The sequence below is a fragment of the Streptomyces sp. NPDC003456 genome (genome assembly GCF_042878735.1).
Taxonomy (GTDB): Bacteria; Actinomycetota; Actinomycetes; order Streptomycetales; family Streptomycetaceae; genus Streptomyces.
The window spans coordinates 154,185-171,525 of sequence record NZ_JBIAOK010000006.1; the positions used below are offsets into that span (position 1 = coordinate 154,185).

The 17,341-nt window shown below is 74.1% G+C and carries 15 protein-coding genes; 4 read left to right on the forward strand and 11 right to left on the reverse strand.

All coding sequences use genetic code 11. From position 1 onward, the window contains the following. Positions 1 to 13: 13 nt before the first annotated feature. On the reverse strand, positions 14 to 718 hold the full coding sequence (locus tag ACFYWG_RS24995) for a TIGR03943 family putative permease subunit (RefSeq protein WP_383509841.1): 705 nt from the start codon (positions 716 to 718) through the stop codon (positions 14 to 16). Continuing rightward, positions 715 to 1,746, reverse strand: coding sequence for a permease (locus ACFYWG_RS25000; protein WP_376328150.1), 1,032 nt, complete (start codon positions 1,744 to 1,746; stop codon positions 715 to 717). Before ACFYWG_RS25000 ends, ACFYWG_RS24995 begins: the two co-directional genes overlap by 4 nt. Before the next feature lie 361 nt (positions 1,747 to 2,107). Between ACFYWG_RS25000 and ACFYWG_RS25005 the strand changes: the two genes are divergently transcribed. Then, positions 2,108 to 4,012: a potassium channel family protein gene (locus tag ACFYWG_RS25005; protein WP_385412147.1), complete on the forward strand. Its 1,905-nt coding sequence runs from the start codon at positions 2,108 to 2,110 to the stop codon at positions 4,010 to 4,012. An 88-nt stretch (positions 4,013 to 4,100) separates the two neighbouring features. On the opposite strand, the gene ACFYWG_RS25010 is transcribed toward ACFYWG_RS25005, so the two are convergent. Beyond that, the gene (locus ACFYWG_RS25010) at positions 4,101 to 5,969 is read right to left on the reverse strand and encodes a prolyl oligopeptidase family serine peptidase (protein WP_389203684.1); all 1,869 of its coding nucleotides are present in this window, start codon (positions 5,967 to 5,969) and stop codon (positions 4,101 to 4,103) included. A gap of 181 nt (positions 5,970 to 6,150) precedes the next feature. Here ACFYWG_RS25010 and ACFYWG_RS25015 point away from each other — a divergent pair, with 181 nt between their 5' ends. After that, positions 6,151 to 6,945, forward strand: coding sequence for an SURF1 family protein (locus ACFYWG_RS25015; RefSeq protein WP_389203686.1), 795 nt, complete (start codon positions 6,151 to 6,153; stop codon positions 6,943 to 6,945). A 198-nt stretch (positions 6,946 to 7,143) separates the two neighbouring features. Here ACFYWG_RS25015 and ACFYWG_RS25020 read toward each other — a convergent pair whose 3' ends face one another. From ACFYWG_RS25020 to ACFYWG_RS25035, 4 genes are all read right to left on the reverse strand, one after another. Then, entirely contained in the window at positions 7,144 to 8,184 is a 1,041-nt protein-coding gene (locus tag ACFYWG_RS25020; protein WP_376328155.1) for a hypothetical protein, read from the reverse strand. Between the two features lie 116 nt (positions 8,185 to 8,300). Next, a complete protein-coding gene (locus ACFYWG_RS25025; RefSeq protein WP_376328156.1) occupies positions 8,301 to 8,876 on the reverse strand; it encodes a SigE family RNA polymerase sigma factor in 576 nt (191 codons plus the stop codon). A gap of 523 nt (positions 8,877 to 9,399) precedes the next feature. After that, on the reverse strand, positions 9,400 to 10,476 hold the full coding sequence (locus tag ACFYWG_RS25030) for an aspartate-semialdehyde dehydrogenase (protein ID WP_385412000.1): 1,077 nt from the start codon (positions 10,474 to 10,476) through the stop codon (positions 9,400 to 9,402). After that, positions 10,476 to 11,753 carry an aspartate kinase gene (locus ACFYWG_RS25035; RefSeq protein WP_376328160.1) on the reverse strand — a complete coding sequence of 426 codons (1,278 nt, stop codon included), beginning with the start codon at positions 11,751 to 11,753 and terminating at the stop codon, positions 10,476 to 10,478. Before ACFYWG_RS25035 ends, ACFYWG_RS25030 begins: the two co-directional genes overlap by 1 nt. Positions 11,754 to 12,019: 266 nt before the next feature. Between ACFYWG_RS25035 and ACFYWG_RS25040 the strand changes: the two genes are divergently transcribed. Further along, positions 12,020 to 12,865: a PhzF family phenazine biosynthesis protein gene (locus ACFYWG_RS25040; RefSeq protein WP_389203689.1), complete on the forward strand. Its 846-nt coding sequence runs from the start codon at positions 12,020 to 12,022 to the stop codon at positions 12,863 to 12,865. Between the two features lie 74 nt (positions 12,866 to 12,939). On the opposite strand, the gene ACFYWG_RS25045 is transcribed toward ACFYWG_RS25040, so the two are convergent. The 3 genes from ACFYWG_RS25045 to ACFYWG_RS25055 form a co-directional block, all read right to left on the reverse strand. Next, positions 12,940 to 13,599 (reverse strand): DUF5063 domain-containing protein, encoded by a 660-nt coding sequence (locus ACFYWG_RS25045; RefSeq protein ID WP_376328163.1) that lies wholly within the window; start codon positions 13,597 to 13,599, stop codon positions 12,940 to 12,942. After that, complete coding sequence (recR, locus tag ACFYWG_RS25050) at positions 13,592 to 14,191, reverse strand: recombination mediator RecR (protein ID WP_376328165.1); 600 nt, start codon at positions 14,189 to 14,191, stop codon at positions 13,592 to 13,594. The genes ACFYWG_RS25045 and recR overlap by 8 nt, the downstream gene beginning before the upstream one ends. A 94-nt stretch (positions 14,192 to 14,285) precedes the next feature. Continuing rightward, entirely contained in the window at positions 14,286 to 14,627 is a 342-nt protein-coding gene (locus ACFYWG_RS25055; protein ID WP_376328167.1) for a YbaB/EbfC family nucleoid-associated protein, read from the reverse strand. Between the two features lie 274 nt (positions 14,628 to 14,901). On the opposite strand from ACFYWG_RS25055, the gene ACFYWG_RS25060 reads away from it, so the two are divergent. Next, a complete protein-coding gene (locus tag ACFYWG_RS25060; RefSeq protein ID WP_376328168.1) occupies positions 14,902 to 15,663 on the forward strand; it encodes an SLATT domain-containing protein in 762 nt (253 codons plus the stop codon). A gap of 31 nt (positions 15,664 to 15,694) precedes the next feature. On the opposite strand, the gene ACFYWG_RS25065 is transcribed toward ACFYWG_RS25060, so the two are convergent. Next, a complete protein-coding gene (locus ACFYWG_RS25065; protein WP_389203692.1) occupies positions 15,695 to 17,251 on the reverse strand; it encodes a substrate-binding domain-containing protein in 1,557 nt (518 codons plus the stop codon). Positions 17,252 to 17,341 lie beyond the last annotated feature (90 nt).

The following is a 17,341-nucleotide window of genomic DNA, read 5'->3' on the forward strand; positions in this document are numbered from 1 at the left end:
GTCACACCGCAGTTCAGCCGTTCAGGGTCTCGTCGTACGGGTCCTGCGGGGCCGGTACCGGGCGGGAGCCCGTGACCTCGACGTACGGGATCGGGCCGTCGTTGACCGGGTCCTTCGTGCGGCGCGGGGTGTAGTGGCCGGTGATCTCCAGCCAGGTGTCCGGGCGCAGCACCGGGGGGATGTCGCCGGTCAGGGCGATCTTGACCGGCTGGGCGTCCGCCGCGCAGCAGTTGAGGCCCATGCGGACCAGGTACGGCGTGCCCGCGCGGTCGAGGGCGACGAAGCCGGTGATCCTCACCTCGCGGTCGCGCAGGGAGCGGCCGTCGTCGTACACGGCCCGGCCGGCGTAGTCCGCCACGGCGAGGCGGAGGGGGTCGCCGGGGGGCAGGGGCGGGAAGCCGAGCGGTTCGGTCAGGGCCGTGCCGGTGTGGGTCGCGCTGTAGGAGCCGAGGGCCGGGGGCGCGACCAGGATCAGGGCGAAGACGGGCAGGACGAGGAGCCAGGAGACGCGGGGTTCGTGGTGCCCGTGGCCCGGTGCGGGGCCGCGGCGGTCGTACCAGAGGGTCGCCGCCGCCGTGGCGATCAGCACCGCGCCCGCCAGCAGCACCAGGGGGCGCAGGCCCTCCTTGACGTAGCGCAGGTAGAGGTCGGTCGTGCCGGCGTGCAGGAGGGTCGCGCCGAGCAGGAACAGGAGGGCCGACTGGGCGAGGCGGTTCACAGCAGGACCGTTCCGGTCAGGGCCGCGACGAGGACGGCCAGGGCGAAGGTCGCGGGGGCGAAGCGCAGGGCGAAGGCACGGCCGAAGGTGCCCGCCTGCATCGCGAAGAGCTTGAGGTCGATCACGGGGCCGACGACCAGGAAGGTCAGCCGGGCCGTCAGGGAGAACTGGGTGAGGGACGCGGCGACGAACGCGTCCGCCTCCGAGCACAGGGACAGCACCACGGCCAGGGCCGCGAGGACCAGGACCGACAGGACCGGGTGACCGGCCGCCGCGCCCAGCCAGTGCGCCGGCACCACCGCTTTCAGCGTCGCCGCGGCCATCGCGCCGACGACGAGGAAGCCGCCCGCGTGCGTCACGTCGTGGCGGACCGAGCCCCAGAAGGCCGCCCCCTTGCCCTGGCCCTCGTAGGAGGCCCGGGCCGGGAGCCGCAGCCAGTCCGTGCGGCCGAGCCGGTGCCACAGCCAGCCCATGGCGCAGGCCACGAGCAGCCCGGCGACGAAACGCGCCAGGACCATCTCGGGGTTGCCGGGGAACGCCACGGCCGTCGCCGTCAGGACGACCGGGTTGATGGCGGGTGCCGAGAGGAGGAAGGCCAGGGCCGCCGCCGGCGTGACCCCGCGGCGGACGAGGGCCCCGGCCACCGGCACGGACGCGCACTCGCAGCCGGGCAGCACCGCGCCCGCCGCGCCCGCCACCGGCACCGCGAGGAGCGGGTGCGCGGGCAGGGCGCGGGCGAAGAAGGACGCCGGCACGAACACCGCGATCGCCGCGGACAGCAGCACGCCCAGCACCAGGAACGGCAGGGCCTGCACCATGACCGCGACGAACACCGTCATCCAGCTCTGCATCACCGGCGCGGCCAGCGCCCCGCGGACCGGGTCCTGGAACATCACCGCCGTGAGCAGCAGCAGGGTCAGCAGGAGCGGGGAGTCGAGCCGCCGCGTCGCCGGCGGGGTGCGGTCGTCGTCCGGTGCGGTGTCCGCGCGCTCGCCGCCGTCGCGCGGGGCGGTCTTCGTGATGGCCACGGGTCCGGTACCTCCGGTCGTGCGCGGGGGCGTTCCCCGTTCCCTCCCCGTGCGTACGTGCCGCCGGGGCCTGGCGTTCACCCCCGGCGGTCCCTTCCGGGACCCGCGGCCGGGAGCGGGCGTTCGCACCGGCGGTCCCTTACGGCACCCGCGGCCCGGACCGGGCGTTCGCCCCGGCCGTCCGTTCCGCGACCGGAGGCCCGGACCGGGCGTTCGCCCGGGCGGCGGCTTCCGGAACCTGCCGCCGTCACCGGGGAGTTCACCCCGGTGGCCCGTCTGGAACCGGCGGTCCGGGTGGGGCAGTCTTCTCCCCGTGGGGAGCGTTCCGAACCAAGGGCAGCCAGGTGATCCGGCCACGCACATGATCGTGTGCGGGGACGACGGTCTCGCGCACCGGCTCGCCGCCGAACTGCGCGGGGTGTACGGCGAACAGGTCACCCTCGTCGTGCCGCCCTCCGGGCGCCGCGTGCGGCAGCCGGTGGTCGGACGGGCCCGCGCCGCCTCGGCGGCGCTGCTCGACCGGGTCAGCGCCGCCGTCAACCGGGCGGGTGCGGGCGCCCCCGGCGGCGAACCGGCCGGCAACGAGCAGGTCGTGGAGGCCGCCGAGGTCACCGAGGCCGTGCTCGGCGAGGCCGGGGCCGACCGCGCGGCGGCCCTGGCGCTCGTGTACGACGACGACGAGACCAACATCCGCGCCGCGCTCACCGCCCGCCGCCTCAACCCCCGGCTGCGGCTGGTGCTGCGGCTGTACAACCGCCGACTCGGGCAGCACATCGAGGAACTGCTCGACCAGACGGCCGCGTTGGCCTCAGGCTCGGATGGAGGCGGCACCCGGGGCTTCGACGCGTCGACGACCGTGCTGTCGGACGCCGACACGGCCGCACCCGCGCTGGCCGCGACCGCCCTGATCGGCACCAGCAAGGTCGTGCAGACCGAAGGGCTCGTGCTGCGCGCCGTCGAACGGCAGCCGCCCGGGCCGGGCGAGGTGGCCGACCCGGGGCTGTGCACGCTGGCCCTGCTGTCCGCGACGAGCAACGACCCGGCCGGCGCCGACGGCTCCGAGGGCAGCGGGGAGCACGGGCCGCGGCTGCTGCCCGACGAGGCGGCGGTGGCGTCGGCGACGGGGCGCGGGACCGTCGTCCTGGAGCAGGTGTCGTACTCCGGCCCGTCCCTGCCCCATGGGCGGGGCGGTGTGCCGCCGTTGGGTTCGCTGTTCTCGCGGCGGCTGCGGTGGTCGCTGGCCGGGCTGGTCGGGTGCGTGCTGGCCCTCGCGGTCGCCCTGACCCTCGTCACCGGCGAGCACCCCCTGTACGCCACCTACGTCACCCTGCTCGACCTGTTCGGCATCAACGACCCCGCGTTCCACCAGCCGACCGGGCAGCAGGTGCTGCAACTGCTGTCCGGGCTGGTGGGCTTGCTGCTGCTGCCGGTGCTGCTGGCCGCCGTCCTGGAGGCGCTGGGCACCTTCCGCACCGCGTCGGCGCTGCGCAAGCCCCCGCGGGGACTGAGCGGGCACGTGGTGCTGCTCGGGCTCGGGAAGATCGGCACCCGGGTGCTGACGCGGCTGCGCGAGCTGCACATCCCCGTGGTGTGCGTGGAATCCGACCCGGAGGCGCGCGGCTTGGCCACCGCCCGGCGGCTGCGGGTGCCGGTGGTGCTCGGCGACGTCACGCAGGAGGGCGTGCTGGAGGCGGCGAAGATCCACCGGGCGCACGCCCTGCTGGCGCTGACCAGCGCCGACACGACGAACCTGGAGGCGTCCCTGTACGCCCGGTCCCTCCGGCCCGACCTGCGGGTCGTCCTGCGGCTGTACGACGACGACTTCGCCACCGCCGTCTACCGGACGCTGCGCGCCGCGCACCCCTCCGCCCTGACGCGCAGCCGCAGCGTGTCCCATCTGGCCGCACCCGCCTTCGCCGGGGCGATGATGGGGCGGCAGATCCTCGGGGCGATCCCGGTGGAGCGGCGGGTGCTGCTGTTCGCGGAGATCGAGGTGGGCGGGCACCCGCAACTGGAGGGGCGCACGGTCGGGGAGGCGTTCCGGCCGGGGGCCTGGCGGGTGCTGGCGCTCAACACGGCGCCCTCCGGGGGCCGGCGGGGCGACAGGGAGGCCGCCGAGGACGACGGCGCGGCGACGTCGGGGCTGGTGTGGGATCTGCCTCCTTCGTACGTGCTGGGGGCCGGGGACCGGGTGGTGCTGGCAGCGACACGGCGGGGCCTCGCGGAACTGCTGGGACGCAGGCGGCGGGAGCGGGCGGGGGCGTGACGGGGTGCCTCGCGCCCCGGGGGGCGCGAGGCACCCGCGCGATCGGCCGCCGCCGCCCGCAGCCGCCGGACCGCCCCCGCCGGTCGGCCTACCGGGCCCCCGCCACCCCCACCCCGAGGTGCCGCTCGGCGAACTCCAGCTCCAGCCGGACCTGCTTGATCCGCTCGTCCACGACCAGCGAGCCGTGGCCCGCGTCGTAGCGGTACACCTCGTGGACCGCGCCCCTCGCCTCCAGGCGCTTGACGTAGTTCTCGATCTGGCGGATCGGGCAGCGCGGGTCGTTGACGCCGGCCGAGATGTAGACGGGGGCCGTGACCTTGTCGACGTAGGTCAGGGGCGAGGACGCCTCGAAGCGGTCGGGGACCTCCTCGGGGGTGCCGCCGAGGAGCGTGCGGTCCATCGCCTTCAGCGCCTCCATCTCGTCGTGGTACGCCGTGACGTAGTCGGCGACGGGGACCGCGGCGATGCCGAGGGCCCACGCGTCGGGCTGCACGCCGAGGCCGAGGAGGGTGAGGTAGCCGCCCCAGGAGCCGCCGGTCAGGATGAGGCGGTCGGGGTCGGACAGGCCGGTCTCGACGGCCCAGTCGCGGACCGCGGCGATGTCCTCCAGCTCGATGAGCCCCACGCGGTGCTTCAGGGCGTCCGTCCAGGCGCGGCCGTAGCCCGTGGAGCCGCGGTAGTTGACCCGGACGACCGCGTACCCGTGGTCGACCCAGGCCGCCGGGGCCGCGGCGAAGGAGTCGCTGTCGTGCCAGGTGGGGCCGCCGTGGATGTCGAAGACGGTGGGGAGCGGGCCGGTGGCGCCCTCCGGCTTCTGCACCAGGGCGTGGATGCGGCCGCCGGGGCCCTCCACCCACACGTCGCGCACCGGCACCGAGCCGGGCGACTTCATGCCGGGCGGGTCGAGCACCACACCGCCGCCGGTGGAGCGCACCGCCGGCGGCTCGGCCGCGGAGGACCACAGGTACTCGACGCTGCCGTCGGGGCGGGCGGTCGCCCCGGACACCGTGCCGGGCGGGGTCGGGATCTCGGTGAGGGCGCGGCCCTGGAGGTCGTAGCGGAACAGCTCGCTGCGCGCCTCGAAGCTGTGGACGATCAGCAGGCCGCTGCCGTCCGGGTACCACTCGGCGCTGACGTCGCCCGGCAGCTCCAGCGCCAGGTCCGTCTGCTCGCCGGTGGCCACGTCCCACACGAGGGGTTCCCAGCGGCCGCGGCGCTGGTGGCCGATGAGCAGACGCGTGTCACCGTCGACGGGCGCGAAGCCGAGGACCTCCAGGCCCAGCTCCCGGGTGCCGCCCTCGGTGTCGTCGAGCTCGGCGACCGGCCGGCCGTCGGGGCGCAGCACCCGCAGCGCGGAGTGCATCGCGTCGCCGTGCTCGGTGTGTTCGACGGCGATGAGGGAGCCGTCGTGGGAGAGGTCGCCGACGCCGGCGGACTCACGGTGGCGGTAGATCTCCACCGGCGTCTCGCCGGTGCGCACGAGGTGGATCGTCGTCCCGTCCTCGTCGGTCGAGCGGCCGACGACCGCCGTCCGGCCGTCGCGGCCGAGGGCGAGGCCCGCCGGGTAGGAGGGCTCCAGGCCGTCGGCGGCCGGTTCGTCGGGGCCGCCCTCGAAGGGCTGGCGGCGCCAGATGCCGAATTCGTCGCCGTCCTTGTCGTCGAACCACCAGATGAAGGCGCCGTCGGGCGTCAGCACGCCGTCCGTCGTGCCGTTCGGCCGGTCCGTCACCTGGCGCTGCTCACCGGTCGACCGGTCCCAGGCGTACAGCTCGTAGGTCCCCGTCGCGTTGGACACGAACAGGGAGCGGTCGGGCGCGTCCAGCGCCCAGTCGGGCAGGGACACCCGGGGTGCCCGGAAGCGCTTCTCCCAGTCCGGCATCCGCTCCTGCTGATCCGGTGCCGCCCCTCGCTGCTGGTCCCGCTGATCGCGCGCTTCGGACCCGTTGCTCTCAGTCATGGCCCCATAGTGCACGCCCGGGCCGACTGTTCGCTGCCGAGGTCCCCAGCCTGTGGAAAACCCGCACCGGTCCCCCTCCGCCGCAGGCCGGCGAGGAGGGCCGCCGGAGCGGTCCCGCGAGGCGACCGCCGTTGCCCACCCCGCGGGCCGGGGACGTCCGCAGGCCCCGTACCGTGGGGGTGTGTACCGGTTTCTGCTGACGCCCCGATGGTGGGGGATCAACGTCTTCGTGCTGCTGTCCATCCCCTTCTGCATCTTCATGGGGTCCTGGCAGCTGGGCCGGTTCGAGGACCGTGTGCAGGACCACCGCACCGCGACCGAACAGGTCTCCGAGGCGGGGCGCGAGGCGCCGCGGCCGCTCGGCGAGATGCTGCCGGTGACCAAGGCGACGTCCGGCAAGCCCGTCACCGCGACCGGACGCTACGGCGAGCAGCTGCTGGTCCCGGACCGCAAGCTCGACGACCGGCAGGGCTTCTACGTGCTGACGCTGCTGCGGACCGGCTCGGGCAAGGTCCTGCCGGTGGTCCGCGGCTGGCTGCCCGGCACGGCCGACGCGGCGAAGGCCCCCGCGCCGCCGCGCGGCGAGGTCACCGTCACCGGGGCGCTCCAGGCGTCCGAGACCCCGGGCGACAACGGGGTCAGCGCGCGGGGCGGGCTGCCCGCCGGGCAGACCGCGGCGATCAGCGCGGCGTCGCTGGTGAACCTGGTCTCCTACGACGTGTACGACGCGTGGGTGACGCTGGCCGAGGCCGACGCGGGGATGACGGCCGTTCCGGCCGCCGCGCCGCCGGACTCCGGGCTCGACCTGAAGGCGTTCCAGAACCTCGGTTACACCGCCGAGTGGTTCGCCTTCGTCGGGTTCGTCATCTTCATGTGGTTCCGGTTGCTGCGCCGCGAGACCGAACTCGCGCGCGACCTGGAGCTGGGGCTGGTACCGGACGAGGAACCGGTCGCCGTGGAGACCGCCGCCAAGTAGCTCCGCCGGGCGGCCGAAGGGCCCCGGCGCGATCCCCCGCCGCCACCGCACCACCCCGGCAGGGCTCGCTCGCGTCCCCACCCCCCGGGCCTCGGCAGGGCTCGCGTCCCCACCCCCAGGGCCTCGGCAGGACTCACACCCCGCCCGCAGAGCCACGGCAGGGAGATCGCATCCCCGCCGACAGCGCCCCGGCAGGGGTCACGCCCCCGCCAGCACTCCCGTCCAGTACACCGTCCCCGCGCACGCGTTCGGTACCGTCACCGAGCCCGCGCCCGAGCCCGTGGCCGGGGTGTACGTCACCGCCACACTGCCGTCGACCGTGCCGTCCTCCCGGACGAGCTGCGTGCCGGTGCCCGTGTCGCCACCGGTGGAGGTGCCCGCCGTGGCCGCCGGGTCGTCCGACGGGGTCGGGTCGGGGCTCGGGTCGGGACCGCCGACGCCGCCACCGGGGGTACCGCAGGTCTCCGAGGGGACCCAGGCGAACCTCACGTCGTAACCGGCGCCCGGCTGGAGCACCAGCCCGGCCGCCTCCATGGACGGGTCGGGCAGCAGACCGGCCGCCGCGTCACCCGCGGTGTGCCGGGCCGAGGTGACCTTCGCCGGGTCGGCCCCGCCCTGCGCCGAGGCGTACACCGAGCCGGGGCCGGCGACCGTGCAGGCCGCACCGGAGACGTTGACGACGCGGAAGGAGCCGGAGACCGCGCCGGTGGATCCCGGGGCGCCGCTGCTGCCGGACGCGGGGCCGAGCTGGGCGGCGGTGCAGGCGGCGATGCCGGCACTGGTGGTGGAGGAGGGGCCGGTGCCGCCGGCGGAGGTGCCCTTGGAGGCGCCGGAGCCCTTGCCCTTGTCCTTGTCCTTCTTGCCGTCCTTCTCCTTCTCCTCGACCTTGTCGGAGGGCTTGTCCGAGGAGTGCTCACCGCCGTCCGGGTCCTTGCCCCCGCCCGACTCGCCGGGCGTGGCGGAGGCGTGGCCGATGGCGGAGGGGTTGGCGTCGGAGCCGGTGGCGTTGGAGACGTGCACCAGGGCGGGGACGGCGGTGCCGACGAACAGCGCGGCCGCCGCCATGCCCACGAGGGCCTGGCGCTTGCGGGCGCGCCGCTGCGGGACCGCCTTCCGCAGGTGGTCCAGGGTGCCGTCGCGCGGTGCCACGTCGTGCACCGCCTGGTGCAGCATCGTGCGCAGGTCCAGCTCGTCCGAGTCGAGCCGGTCGGGGCTCTGGTCGTCGGGGCCGTGGTTCACAGTTCCGTTCCCAGCGTGCGATTGCTTCGGATCTTGCCCGTGCAGCCGTGTCGGCTCGTGCCACTCGAAGGGCTCGTGCCGGTCGCGCCCGCCGCGGGGCGCGCCGTCCCCGTCGCTCATACCGGCGCCTCCATGGCGACCCGGAGCGCCGCGATCCCGCGCGAGCCGTACGCCTTGACCGAGCCCAGGGATATGCCGAGCGTCTCGGCGACCTGCGCCTCGGTCATGTCCGCGAAGTAGCGCAGCACCAGCACCTCGCGCTGGCGGCGCTGCAGGCCCTTCATCGCCTTGATGAGGGAGTCCCGCTCCAGCTGGTCGTAGGCGCCTTCCTCGGCGCTGGCCATGTCCGGCATCGGCTTGGACAGCAGCTTCAGGCCGAGGATGCGGCGGCGCAGCGCCGAACGCGAGAGGTTCACGACGGTCTGGCGCAGGTACGCCAGGGTCTTCTCGGGGTCGCGCACCCGCTTGCGGGCGGAGTGGACACGGATGAACGCCTCCTGGACGACGTCCTCGCAGGAGGCCGTGTCGTCGAGGAGGAGGGCGGCGAGACCCAGCAGCGAGCGGTAGTGCGCGCGGTAGGTCTCGGTGAGGTGATCGACGGTCGTCCCGGCCGCGACCGAGTCCTCGGCGCCGTCACGCTGACTGGGGATGCGGGCCGGCCGCGCTGCGGGCACGGGCGCGATCACCGGCATGCCACCGGGCGTGCCGGGCATGCGGGGTCGGAGAGCCGCCGGACGGGGCGGTCTGAGGACCGTGCCGCGTGCCGCGCTGAAGTCGAGTACCTCTGCCACGCTTGTTGGACACGCTCATCCCGGTGAGGGTTGTACGTGCCGGGCGTCACTTTCGCGCCGACCGCCGCCACCGACGGTCTACCCGCGTCAGGCAGCACAACAGATGGTGCATCACATGCCCTCATGCGTCCCGCTCTTCCCCTATGTCCCGATGTGACCGGGCGTCCCCACGTCCGGTTCCAGGCGTCCCCACGCCTGACAAGCGCTCCCACGGCCCGAAGGGCGACGGCAAAGACGCTCCCCGCCCTCCGCGCGGTTGCGGAGAGCGGGGAGATAAATCCTCCGACGGCAAAGCCCCAGGCCACAAGTGGTCCGGATCATCGACCGGATCACATGCGAGGTGCACCGATCCTACAAACCGGCACCGACATCGGCCCGGGAGTTTCCGGGCCGGCGGGCGGTCACGGGGGCGGGGCGGGCACCCTCAGGCGAGCTCCCGGGCCACCAGTTCGGCGATCTGGGCGGTGTTGAGCGCGGAGCCCTTGCGCAGGTTGTCCCCGCACACGAAGAGTTCCAGCGCGGTCGGGTCGTCCAGGGCCCGGCGCACCCGCCCGACCCAGGTCGGATCGGTGCCCACGACGTCGGCGGGGGTCGGGAACTCCCCCGCGGCCGGGTTGTCGAACAGGACGACCCCGGGCGCCGTGGCGAGGATCTCGCGGGCCTTGTCGACGGTGACCTCGCCCTCGAAGCGGGCGTGCACCGTGAGGGAGTGGGTGGTGATCACCGGGACGCGCACGCAGGTGACGGCGACCGGCAGCTCGGGCAACCCGAGGATCTTGCGGGTCTCGCCCCGCACCTTCAGCTCGTCCGAGGACCAGCCGTCCTCGCAGGCCGTGCCGGTCCACGGCACGACGTTCAGCGCGACCGGCTCCGGGAAGGGCCCGGTGCGGTCCCCGAGGGCGCGCCGCACGTCCCCGGGACTGGTGCCCAGCTCGGTGCCGGCGACCAGGGAGAGCTGGCGGCGCAGGGTCGCCACGCCCTCGCGCCCGGCGCCGCTGACGGCCTGGTACGAGGAGGCGACCAGCTCGCGCAGCCCGAACTCGGCGTGCAGCGCGCCCAGCGCCACGATCATGGAGAGGGTCGTGCAGCTGGGGTTGGCGATGATGCCCCGCCGGCGCATGCGCACGGCGTGCGGGTTGACCTCGGGCACGACGAGCGGCACGTCCGGGTCCATCCGGAACGTGCCGGAGTTGTCGACGACCACCGCGCCCTTGGCGACGGCGACGGGCGCCCACTCCTCGGCGACCTCGTCGGGCACGTCGAACAACGCGACGTCGACCCCGTCGAAGGCCTCCTCGGTGAGCGCCACGACCTCGGTCTCCTCGCCGCGCACGGCCAGCTTGCGGCCGGCCGAGCGCGGGGAGGCGACGAGCCGTATCTCACCCCAGACGTCGGCACGCTGGGACAGGATCCCCAGCATGACCGTGCCCACGGCGCCGGTCGCTCCCACCACGGCGAGGGTGGGCCGGCCGGACCGGCCGGTCCCTCGGAGGTCGGCCATCAGCGGCCGGTGCCTCCGTAGACGACGGCCTCGTCGCTGTCGGAGTCGAGACCGAAGGCCGTGTGCACGGCGCGGACGGCCTCGGGGACGTCGTCGGCGCGGGTGACGACCGAGATGCGGATCTCGGAGGTCGAGATCAGCTCGATGTTCACGCCCGCCTGGGACAGGGCCGTGAAGAAGTCGGCCGTGACGCCCGGGTTGGTCTTCATGCCGGCGCCGACGAGGGAGATCTTGCCGATCTGGTCGTCGTAGCGCAGCGAGTCGAAGCCGATGCCGGCCTTGTTCTTCTCGAGCGCGTCGATGGCCTTGCGGCCCTCGGTCTTCGGCAGCGTGAAGGAGATGTCCGTCAGGCCCGTGGAGGCGGCGGACACGTTCTGCACGACCATGTCGATGTTGATCTCGGCGTCGGCGATCGTGCGGAAGATCGAGGCCGCCTCGCCCGGCTTGTCCGGCACGCCGACGACCGTGACCTTGGCCTCGGAGGTGTCGTGCGCGACACCGGAGATGAGAGCCTGCTCCACCTGCTTGTCCCCTTGATCGATCGGCTCACTGCTGACCCACGTGCCCTGCAGTCCGCTGAAGCTGGACCGGACGTGGATCGGGATGTTGTACCGGCGGGCGTACTCCACGCAGCGGTGGAGGAGGACCTTGGATCCGGACGCCGCCAGTTCGAGCATGTCCTCGAAGGAGATCCACTCGATCTTCTTCGCCTTCTTCACCACGCGCGGGTCGGCGGTGAACACGCCGTCCACGTCGGTGTAGATCTCGCAGACGTCGGCGTCGAGCGCGGCCGCGAGGGCCACCGCCGTGGTGTCGGAGCCGCCGCGGCCGAGGGTGGTGATGTCCTTGGTGTCCTGGCTGACGCCCTGGAAACCGGCGACGATCGCGATGTTGCCCTCGTCCACCGAGGTCTTGATCCGGCCCGGCGTGACGTCGATGATCCGGGCTTTGTTGTGGACCGAGTCGGTGATGACACCTGCCTGGCTGCCGGTGAACGACTGGGCCTCGTGACCCAGTTTCTTGATCGCCATCGCCAGCAGGGCCATGGAGATCCGCTCTCCGGCGGTCAGCAGCATGTCGAGCTCGCGCCCGGCAGGCATCGGGGAAACCTGCTCGGCGAGATCGATCAGCTCGTCCGTCGTGTCGCCCATCGCGGAAACGACGGCAACCACCTGGTTGCCGCTCTGCTTCGCTTCCACGATCCGCTTGGCGACGCGCTTGATGCCCTCGGCATCGGCTACGGAGGAGCCTCCGTACTTCTGCACGACAAGGCCCACGTGCGCTCCTCGCTCAATCCGTCTCTGTCCGCTCATACGCATTCGTACCGCGGTCGGCTCAGTCTAACGAGCGTCCGAAAATCCCCTCCGCGATATCGCATGGTGAGACCCCGGCGCCCGCCAGAGGGGCTCATGCCCATCTCGGCACGGGCCACGCGGAAAGTGCCCGGTGTCACAACGCGCCCGACCGGTCCGGGTGCCGCACCGGGCGTACGGGAAACCCCTGATCACGCCGTACGGCCGGGGCCGGGCGCTACCGTGCGGGCATGGAGATACTGCGCTACGTGGCGTTCAGCGGGGATCCCGAGGGCGGCAACCCCGCGGGGGTGGTGCTGGACGCCGCGGGGGCCGGCGAGGCGGCGATGCTGGCGGCGGCCGCCGAGGTCGGCTACTCGGAGACGGCGTTCGTGACGGAGGCCCGCGACGGCTCCCTGGCCGTGCGCTACTTCAGCCCGCTCGCCGAGGTGCCCTTCTGCGGGCACGCGACGATCGCCACGGCCGTGGCCCACGCGGAGCGGCACGGCCCCGGCCGGCTGGTGCTGGACACGGCGGCCGGGCAGGTCCCGGTCACCACGGACCGGGCGGCGGACGGCGGCCTGGTGGCGACGCTGGTGAGCGTGGCACCGCGCACGGCACCGCTCGCCCAGCCGGACCTGGACGCACTGCTGTCGCTCCTCGGCTGGTCCGCGGGGGACCTGGACCCGCAGCTGCCGCCCCGCGTGGCCTACGCCGGGGCCTGGCACCCCGTGATCGCCGCCGCGCGCCGGGAGCGGCTGGCCCGCCTGGACTACGACATGGCCGCGCTCGCCGGCCTGATGGCCCGCAGGGACTGGACGACGATCGACCTGGTGCACCGGGAGTCGCCCACGCTGTTCCACGCCCGCAACCCGTTCCCGCCCGGGGGTGTCGTCGAGGACCCGGCCACGGGCGCGGCGGCGGCCGCGTTCGGCGGCTACCTGAGGGAACTCGGACTCGTGGCTCCCCCGGCGACGCTGACGATCCGCCAGGGCGAGGACATGGGACGGCCCAGCACCATCACCGTCTCGGTGCCGCCCGGCCCGCGGGAGGGAATCGCCGTGACGGGCACGGCCGTCCGGATCCGGGGGGTGTGACGGACCCGGGCGCTCCCCCGGCGGGACACCGGCTCACCGGCGCGGCGACCGCCGGGCGGTGACCTGACGGAGCGTCACTTGGTCTGCCGCAGTCCCAGGGGGCGGGCGATCTCCTCCACCATCACGCGGCCCGCCTCGAACTCCAGCGTGTCGTCGCCCATGCCCTGGTCCGTGTCCAGCCCGTCGAGTTCGGCCAGGGGCTGATTGAGGCGGACGTGGGCGAGGACCGACTGCAGGGCGCGCAGGGTGGCCGACGCGGTGGAGCCCCAGTTGGAGAAGTAGGAGAACTGCCACCACCACAGGGCCTCGGTGGTGCGGCCCGCGCGGTAGTGGGACATGCCGTGGCGCAGGTCGGCCATGACGTCGGCCAGGTCGTCGGAGATCCGGGCCGGGACGGGGGCCTTGCGGGGCTCGTAGGGGTCGAAGACCTCGGAGTAGATGTCGATGGGGTCGAGCATCCGCGCCAGGTTCTCGCGCAGTTCGTCGACGTCCGCCTCGGGGCCCGAGTCGGGCTCGTAGCGCTCGTCGGGCACGATGTCCTCGTGCGCGCCGAGGCGGCCTCCGGCGAGCAGGAGCTGGGAGACCTCCAGGAGGAGGAAGGGGACGGCCGACTCCGGCTCGTCGCCCTTGGCCACCTCGGTGACGGCGACCAGGAAGCTCTCGATCTGGTCCGCGATCTGGACCGCGAAGTCGTCCGGGTTCTGGTCGGTGGCGTGCAGCGTGGCGTCAGACATCTAGGAGTCGTCTCCCCTCGAAGGCGCGTCCGAGGGTGACCTCGTCCGCGTATTCCAGGTCGCCACCCACCGGGAGGCCGCTGGCCAGGCGGGTGACCTTCAGGCCCATGGGCTTGATCATGCGGGCGAGGTACGTCGCTGTCGCCTCGCCCTCCAGGTTCGGGTCGGTGGCGAGGATCAGCTCGGTGACCGCGCCGTCGGCGAGACGGGCCAGGAGCTCCCTGATGCGCAGGTCGTCCGGGCCCACCCCGTCGATCGGGCTGATGGCGCCGCCCAGGACGTGGTAGCGGCCGCGGAACTCACGGGTGCGCTCGATCGCGACGACGTCCTTGGGCTCCTCGACCACGCAGATGACGGCCGGGTCGCGGCGGGTGTCGCGGCAGATGTTGCACAGCTCCTCCTGCGCGACGTTGCCGCAGGTCGCGCAGAAGCGGACCTTCGCCTTGACCTCCATCAGGGCCTGCGCGAGCCGCCGCACGTCCGCCGGCTCCGCCTGGAGGATGTGGAAGGCGATCCGCTGGGCGCTCTTGGGACCGACGCCGGGCAGCCGCCCCAGCTCGTCGATCAGGTCCTGGACCACGCCTTCGTACAACGGACTGCCCTTCCTGGGTCTTCGGGGTCGGTACGCACCCACCCGTACGTACCGTAGTTGTCAGCCGCCCTCCCGAGGAAGGCGGTGCGCCGGGTCAGAACGGCAGGCCGGGGATCCCGCCGCCGCCGAGGCCCTGGGCGAGGGGGCCGAGCTTCTGCTGCTGGAGGGTCTGCGCGTTCTCGTTGGCCGCCTGGACGGCCGCCACGACGAGGTCGGCGAGGGTCTCGGTGTCCTCCGGGTCCACCGCCTTCGGGTCGATCTTCAGGGCGCGCAGCTCACCGGCGCCGGTGACGGTCGCGGTCACCAGGCCGCCGCCGGCCTGCCCGTCGACCTCCGTCTGCGCCAGTTCCTCCTGCGCCTTCGCCAGGTCCTGCTGCATCTTCTGGGCCTGCTGGAGCAGCTGCTGCATATTGGGCTGGCCACCACCGGGGATCACGATCAGCTCCTTGCTCGGTACGGGTTTTCCCGCTCGGCACGAGCCTACGTGGTCGGGCCTGCCGCTGCCCCAGCACTCTTTCGAGTGAGTCCCTCTCGCGCCCCATAACCGATCAAGGAATACTTCCGGGCGGAAAACCGGCGAAAGCTTCATCTTCGCCACCCGTTGGGGGGTAGGAAGGGTCGGGCGCGGCAGGAGGCGGCGTCCGTCCGTCGCGCAGCGTGATCGGTGAGTGAACCGTACGTGGTCATTCGTGGTCAGTGAGGAGTGCCGGGTGGGTCAGCCGGAGATGCAGCCCGAGGGGCCGCCTCAGGACGGGCGGGGCGAGGGGGCGGCGGCCCGGTTGCGGCCGGACGACCTGACCGGGCGGGCCTTCCCGCTCGGCGACTGGGGGGAGCCGGCGGCCCGGCTGGACGAGCTGTACCGGTGGGTGGAGCGGGGGGCGCTGGGGACGGCGGCCTGGTACCTGGCGGACCGGATGTGGAAGCGGCGCTGCGCGCGGGTGCTGCGCTGCGGCGCGCTGGCCGGGGCGGTCACCGGCGTCGCGCTGCCCCTGCTGGACCTGACGGGCGTGGCGGGCGGGACCGCGTCCTGGGGGTGCCTGGCGCTGCTGCTGGGGGTGGCGTGCGTGGCCGTCGACCGGTACTTCGGGGTGACGTCGGGCTGGATGCGGGACGTGGCCACCGCGCAGGCCGTGCAGCGCCGGCTCCAGGCGCTGCAGTTCGACTGGGCGGCGGAGAGCGTGCGGGAGGTGCTGGGGCCGGCGGAGGGGACGGCCGGTGAGGCCGCCGAGCGGTGCCTGGGGGTGCTGCGCAGGTTCTCCGAGGACGTCACGGAGCTGGTGCGGGTGGAGACGGCGGACTGGATGGGCGAGTTCCGCACCGGCGGCGCCCCGGCGGCCTGCCTGCAGACGGTGGTGTTCCCGGGGCCCGGCCGCCCCGTGGAGGCGGGGGGCGTCAACGGGCGCTTCGTGGTGCCGCCGGCGGGCGGCGCCCGGCCGAACATGCCCCGCCAGCGGCCGCCCGAGCCGAGGTGATCCGGGGCCGTCCCGGTCGCCGCGCCGCCGGTCAGGGCCCGCCGCCGTCCCGGGCGCACAGCGTCAGGCCCTCCGGGGTCCAGCAGGGCACGTGGCCGTGGGTGCGCACGACGTCCTGCCCGTTGCCCCGGGACAGGTAGGCGAGGAAGCCGGCGGCGAGCGAGTGGGCGGGAGGACGGCCGTAGGTGTAGGCGTACTCGATCTCGCGGTAGGGGTAGTCGCTCGTGCCGTGCCCGACGGCGTCCACGGAGGGCGGGTCGCCGTCGAGGCGCAGCGCGTGCAGGCCCTTCGCCCGGGCGGCCAGGTTGAGTTCGCTGTAGCCGACGGCACCGGGCAGGCCGGCGACGGTGGCCAGGACCTGTTCGGTGGAGTCGAGTTCGCAGCGCGGGACGGGGGCCGTCGGGTCGTCCTTGTGCAGGCAGTCGACCGAGGAGTTGGCCGTCTCGCCGCGGCCGAGCACCCGGCGCTGCAGGACCTGCCGCGTCCCGGATCCCGCGTCCCTGCTGACCAGGCGCACGGGCAGGTCGGGGCCGCCGAGCTGCCGCCAGTTGCGGATCTCCCCCCGGTACAGGCGCCGCACGGCGTCGGTGGACAGGTTCGTCAGGCCCACCTCGTCGTTGACCACGAGCGCGAACACGGACACCGCGACCCGGGTCTCCCGCAGTGCGGGCAGGCCCGGGGGCTTGGGCCCGTCGGACAGGGCCACCAGCGGCGGGGAGCCGGTGCCGTCCCGCCGCGCCCGGGCCCCGGCCGCCGCGAGCTCCCGGATCCCGGCCGTCGAGCCGTGGGTGTCCACGCGGATGGCGGGATCGCCGCCGCAGTCCCGCTCGTAGGCGCGGGCCGCCTCGCGCAGGACGGGGGCGAAGGCCGTCGAGCCGGTGAGGGTCAGCGTGCCGCTCGCGCAGCCGATCGGCGCCGGGCTGTCGTCCCGCGCGACGACGATCGCCGCCAGGGTGACCACGCTCGCGGTGAGCGCGATGGTGATCAGCCGCGCGGCCCGGCTGAACAACGGCGGCTTGTCGTCGGGCGTGGCGCTGCGGTTGGGGTGCACCTCGCCGTCGCGCAGGCCGCCGACCAGCCGGATCTCGTCGCCGACGTCGCCGCCGGACAGCAGGACGAGCAGCTTGAAGTGGTCGCCGCGGTTGAGCGGGACCCGGGGGATGCGCAGGGTGTTGCCGTCGTAGGCGAAGCCGCGCGGGGCGGTGAAGTGGTCCATCAGGTGGTCGGTGTCCGACGGCTGGGTGACCGAGACGCCGCGCACGGTCCGGCCGGTGAACACGGCGGTGAGACCGTGGAGTTCGGGGCCGGTGTAGTCGTCGCGGCCGATGCCCTGCGAGCCGTCGTTCTCGATGCGCAGCAGCACGAGGGTCGCGTCGGCCATGCCCGGGGCCTCGTCGAACAGGCCGAGTCGGCGGTTGGCCCGGCCCGACCGCACGTCGTCGCCGATGGCGTTGTCCATCTGGACGCGGTACCCGATGCGTGTGCGCCGCGGCACCCGGCGCTCGTACCAGACCATGACGCCCGAGGCGACGATGCCGAGGAGGGCGGTCGCCACCGCCACGAGGTTCTCCGCGCTGAACCACTCCACCGTGGGTGCCCCCGTGCCGCCCGACCCGCCCGCCGTCCCCGCCCGACCGGCGGGGAGGTCACCGTACGGCCGCCCGGGCCCGCGCCGGGC